6 protein-coding genes are annotated in these 5,429 nt (G+C 37.9%); all 6 read left to right on the top strand.

Annotated features, from left to right (window positions below; translation table 11 throughout):
• Positions 1-708 (top strand): PTS fructose transporter subunit IIC (locus CRG87_RS07425; protein ID WP_165775977.1); only part of this gene is annotated, 708 nt, incomplete at its 5' end.
• A gap of 460 nt (positions 709-1,168) precedes the next feature.
• On the top strand, positions 1,169-2,059 hold the full coding sequence (locus tag CRG87_RS07420) for a metal ABC transporter solute-binding protein, Zn/Mn family (protein ID WP_074425880.1): 891 nt from the start codon (positions 1,169-1,171) through the stop codon (positions 2,057-2,059).
• Positions 2,060-2,072: 13 nt separating this feature from the next.
• A complete protein-coding gene (locus tag CRG87_RS07415) occupies positions 2,073-3,221 on the top strand; it encodes an SLAP domain-containing protein (RefSeq protein WP_074425879.1) in 1,149 nt (382 codons plus the stop codon).
• 56 nt (positions 3,222-3,277) lie between these two features.
• Entirely contained in the window at positions 3,278-3,898 is a 621-nt protein-coding gene (locus CRG87_RS07410) for a metal ABC transporter ATP-binding protein (protein WP_074425953.1), read from the top strand.
• Entirely contained in the window at positions 3,898-4,695 is a 798-nt protein-coding gene (locus tag CRG87_RS07405; protein WP_074425878.1) for a metal ABC transporter permease, read from the top strand. The genes CRG87_RS07410 and CRG87_RS07405 overlap by 1 nt, the downstream gene beginning before the upstream one ends.
• A 172-nt stretch (positions 4,696-4,867) precedes the next feature.
• Positions 4,868-5,429: alpha-hydroxy-acid oxidizing protein (locus CRG87_RS07400; RefSeq protein WP_207763440.1), on the top strand; the 562-nt coding region annotated here is incomplete at its 3' end.

Genomic DNA, 5,429 nt, shown 5'->3' with positions numbered 1-5,429 from the left:
GTAGTTGGCTTAAAGAAGCTGTTTGCTAAATTGCCAAAATCACTTGAGGGAATGAAGCCGATGCTCATTTACCCAATTTTGAGTTTGCTGCTGATTGCCTTAATTATGTACTACATTATTAACCCAATCTTCAGTGCAGTTAACTTTGCAATTACTAACTTCTTAAACCAAATGGGTACAGGTAACTTAGTAGTCTTAACAACTATTTTGGCTGCGATGATGTCAATTGATATGGGTGGACCTTTCAACAAGGCTGCTTACGTATTTGCATCAGGTGCCTTTGCTAACGACCCTCATTCAACTGTTGCTGCTGTAATGATGGCTGCCGTAATGGTTGGTGGGATGGTTCCACCATTTGCTACTGCAATCGGTACTACCTTCTTCAAGAACAAGTACACTTTGGATGAGCGCCGTGCAGGTTTAACCAACTGGATTTTAGGTTTCTCATTCATTACCGAAGGAGCTATTCCATTCGCTGCTGCAGATGCAGGTCATGTTATTCCTTCATGTATTATTGGTTCTGCTGTCGGTGGTGCTCTAGTTGGCCTATGGCGGATTGGTGTTCCCGCACCTCACGGTGGTCTATGGGTATCACCACTTGCTAACCATATTGTGCTTTACTTTGTAGCCACTATTATTGGTTCAATTGTTGCTGGTGTAATCTTAGGATTATGGAAGAAACCAGTTGACAAGCAAGATCAAAAATAATTAGATAAATTAACCAAGTCTAGTAATGGGGATATTGCCCCTGTAAAAATGAAGAGACATCACACTTTTGAAGTGAGTTGTCTCTTTTTTTGTTATCCAACAGTTACTGCTTTGGGATGATAATAATGAAAGAAATAATAGGTAAAAAATGAATAGTACGTCGAATGAAGAAAAGAAAAAGATAACTAAATGTACTGAGCCTAAAAATTGTCCAGCTTCTGGGCTTTTATGATGAAAGTATATTATAGAGCTCAGTTATTTACTTACTTTAAAAGCGCGCGAAATTTTCGTACGCTTTTTTGTTTACCAGCAACTATTAGAGTTAATTTTGGTTATTATTTGTAAGTAACTTCAATTGCTGTATAATGGTTATTAATAGTAAGTGAAAATACAAATCTACGACTTACTATGTGATAACGGGGTAAAAGCCGATTATTAAATTGAAAGGTTTTTTAACAAGATGAAATTTGAAAAATTGAAGAAATTTTTTGCTGTAACTGTTTTATTTGGCGTGTTAGCAATCACCCTAGGGGCGTGTTCGCAAAAGCCACAGAAGAGTAGCAGCAAAATTTCGATTATGACAACAACTAACGTTTATGCAGATATTGCGCAAAACGTTGTTGGAAGATATGGTAAGGCAGAAGCCCTCATTAAAAATCCTAGTGCGGATCCGCATGATTTTGAGCCAACTACTAATGATGCCAAGGCTCTATCAAGTGCTGATATTGTAATAGAAAATGGGCTAGGCTACGATAGCTGGATGGATAAACTTGCGTCTTCTGTAGAAAAAGAACCAATTAAAGTTGGTGAAGACCTAATGGGACGCAAAAAAGGTGATAACCCGCATATCTGGTTTGATTTGAACATGCCAAACGAGTATGTTAATTACTTAATCAAGCGGTTAAGTAAAAAGGATCCGAAACATGCTGACTACTACCGTGAAAATGGATTGAAATATTTAGCTAAGATTGACCGAATCAAAAAAGATGCGGCAAAAATAGATCATCAGGTTGATAAACCGGTTTATGTTAGTGAACCTGTTTTTGATTATGCCTTATCTTCTGTTAATATTAAGGTAGCAAACCAGGGCTTTGAAAAAGCAATTCAAAATAATACAGATCCTAGTGCTGCGACCGTTCAAGAAATGACGCATGGAATTGAGAAGCGCAAGATAGCCTTCTTTGTTGATAATGAGCAGACTTCGAGTACGACGGTTAATAATTTTATTAAATTGGCAAAAAAGAATAAAATACCAGTTTTAAAAGTTAGAGAAACGATTCCGACTAAGATGACTTACCTTGATTGGATGACTGAAAGTTATCAAAAGTTGGCTGATGTAGCCAAGAAATAGTTATTGAGAGGGAATAAAAATGAGGAAATTAGTTGCTGCTATGGCTGTAGCTGTAGGAATGGCGGTTCCGCTTACGGCGGTCGCAATGGCAAATGATTCTGCGGTCGTTCAGGCAAGCTCGATTAATGATATGGCTAAACAAAATAGCTATGGTGGTATAACTTACCTTGATCAAATGCTTCAGCAGCAAGGCATAAAATATAATGATTTTTATGCCAGCAATCCTTTGAATTACCGCTACGGTAAGCCCGAAGGTGTGGTTGTTCACGAAACTGCTACACCAGGAGCTTCCGCATATAACGAGGCGATTTATTTTAACCGTGAGTGGATGAATATCTATTCTTATGTTCATGCATTTGTGGATAAAACTGGTGTAATCCAGATGACTTCACCAGATCATGGTGTTTGGGGTGCTGGCCCAGTTGCCAACAGCCGTTTTTTCCAAGTTGAACTGTGTGAGGATAATAATTTGGCTGACTTTGCCAAAAGCATCAATAATGATGCAATTTACATTGCGCAAATTATGCGCCAGTATAATCTCGCTCCTGTTAATGCTGTTCATACTGGTAAAGGAACTGTTTGGTCACATGCAGCAGTTTCTAAATTTTTAGGCGGGACTGATCATGGCGACCCAGATGGCTATTTTGCCAAATGGGGCTATTCAATGGATGATTTCTTCGACCTGATTAAATATTATTATGACAACGGGTCAACTGGTTCTACTACACCAACACCGTCAAAACCTGCTACACCACCAAAACCAAAACCAACAACGCCTAAACCGACGCAACAGCCAAAGCCGATTGATACTAAGCTATTGATGCACAATGCTCTAGTTTATGATGGTAATGGTGAAAAAACTAAACAATCTACTAAGAAGGCTGGAACAAAGCTAAGCGTTTATGGTACCAAAACTATTAAAGGCAAAAAGTATTTCCAAATTGGGACAGATCAATATGTTGTCGCAACCAATATTGAAGGAAGCTTGCAGCTTTTAACGCATAATGCCTATATTTATGATGGTAATGGCGAACGTGTTGGTACTGGTAAATTCAAACGTGGCAGTTATGTTAGAACATACGGTGGCCGAGTAAAGATATACGGTCGTAAGTATTATATTATTGATGAAGATCAATACATTAAAGTGGGAAATTTTAAGTAAAAGATATTATTAAGGAGAGAAAATTGTCTGACATTTTAGAAGTAAAAAATCTCTCAATGAGATTTGATAAAAAGACTGTTTTTTCGGACCTCAATTTTAATTTAAAAAAAGGTTCAACAACAGCTCTTTTAGGACCAAACGGTACAGGCAAAACAACCTTAATTAGTATTTTAATGAAAATGCTAGCACCAACAACAGGCTCTTTTAAGTTTGCTGATGGTGTCAGGCTAGGTTATGTACCGCAGTTTCGTAATATTGATGCGGAATATCCACTATCAATCGAGGCTTTTGTTGGTTTAAATGCGCCAACTTTTAAAAAGCGTGAAGTTAAAGAAGCCATCAAGAATCAGTTACAAGAAACTAATTTATATGAAATTAGGCACACCAGGATGGGCGAAGCTTCTGGTGGACAGAAGCAGCGCGCTTATTTAGCACAGGCGCTACTTGATCACCCGAACGTAATTATCCTTGATGAGGCAACGGCAAGTCTGGATCCTATGGCTAAAGACGAACTGATGAAGCTAATTAGACATCTAAATGAAAAACATAATATCACTGTTTTATTTGTTACCCATGATGTTGCATTAGCACAAAAATATATGCAGAACTATTTATATTTAATTAATGGGCACATTGAACAAGGTGAAATGGCTCAATTTAAGGAGGCGTATGAATAATGTTTGCTTTTGATTTTATGCGTAATGCCTTCTTGGCCAGTACCTTTATTGCAATAACGTGTGGTACCGTTGGCGTTTATGTAGTTGCCCGTAATTTTAGCTTTTTGGCGCACACATTATCTGAGATTGGTTTCGCAGGTGCAGCTTTTGCTGTGTGGCTTGGGATTGGACCACTTTGGGGGATGCTACTGTTTACACTACTTGGTTCAATTAGTGTTGGCGAATTATCACTTCACAGTGATCAAAAAGAATCATCCATTAGTGCAATTTCGGCACTTTTTACAGGACTAGGAGTGCTATTTTTAGCAATTTCTGGTGCAAACAGTAACTACGCAACTAATATTTTATTTGGAAGTATTGTTGGTGTTGACAAGCAGGGGGTTATCCAGCTGGTAGTCTTGTCAGTAATTGTTTTACTAATGATTTTTAGTATTCAGAGGTCACTCAATTTTGATTCATTCGACCATATTGGAGCGGTAGCTCACGGAGTAAAAACTGGTTTAGTCAGTGTGATTTTCTTAATTGCACTGGCAATGTCTGTTTCGATTGGTGCGCAAATTGTTGGTTCCTTGCTAGTTTTCATTTTGCTCACCTTACCACCCGCAACGGCCAATTATATTGGTAAAACAATTGGCTCGATGATTGCATGGTCTGTTTTCTTTGCTTTAATTGGGGTCTGGCTAGGATTGTATCTTGGTTTTATTACTAATTTACCTGTAACTTTCTTTATTGCAGTGATTGAAGTAGTAATCTATCTTGTTACTTACTTCACCCATTTAATTAAGCGTAGCCTATAAGGAAAATAATAAAGAGGAGTCTATAATGATAGATTCCTCTTTTTGTTTGTGGAAAAATGAACGCTGTAAAGGTTGATATTTTAATGTTTTTTAACAAGTGTCACTAACTTTTGTAAGTGTTTGCATGTATAATAGATGTATGACATTTTAGAGTTAAAAAGGAGTATTTATAATGACATCATATTATAATGGATTTCCCCAAAGCGATCGGGATGAAGCAATCGACATGATTAACCTTGATGAACTTGAAGAGCGTGCGAAAGAAGTAATGCCAGAGGGAGCTTACTACTACATTGCTTCAGGTTCCGAAAATGAATGGACATGGCGTAATAATATTGCTGCATTTAACCATTTCCAAATTGTGCCACGTGCATTAACAAATATGGATAATCCACAGCTTGATACTGAATTCATGGGGATGAAACTCAAGACACCTGTCATGATTTCACCAATTGCATGTCATGGTATTTCTCATAAGGATGCAGAAGTTGCTACTCAAAAGGGTGCAGCAGCAGCCGGTGCACTCTTTTCATCAAGTACATATGCTAATAAGAGTGTTGAAGATATTGCAGCAGCAGCTCCAGATGCACCACGCTTTTTCCAACTTTACCTAAGTAAAGATTGGGACTTTAACGAGATGGTCTTTGAAGCAATCAAAAAAGCTGGATACAAGGGTATTTTCTTGACGGTTGATGCACTTGTTTCTGGTTATCGCGAAGCTAACCTTAGAACTA

The organism is Lactobacillus apis (genome assembly GCF_002837055.1).
GTDB lineage: Bacteria > Bacillota > Bacilli > Lactobacillales > Lactobacillaceae > Lactobacillus > Lactobacillus apis.
The sequence above is the reverse complement of the archived record's forward strand: the minus strand, read 5'-3'. Positions and strand labels throughout refer to the sequence as shown.

Coding starts and splice junctions, on each gene's coding strand:
- CRG87_RS07420 (WP_074425880.1), top strand. CDS start 1,169: ATGAAATTTGAAAAATTGAAGAAATTTTTTGCTGTAACTGTTTTATTT.
- CRG87_RS07410 (WP_074425953.1), top strand. CDS start 3,278: ATGAGATTTGATAAAAAGACTGTTTTTTCGGACCTCAATTTTAATTTA.
- CRG87_RS07405 (WP_074425878.1), top strand. CDS start 3,898: ATGTTTGCTTTTGATTTTATGCGTAATGCCTTCTTGGCCAGTACCTTT.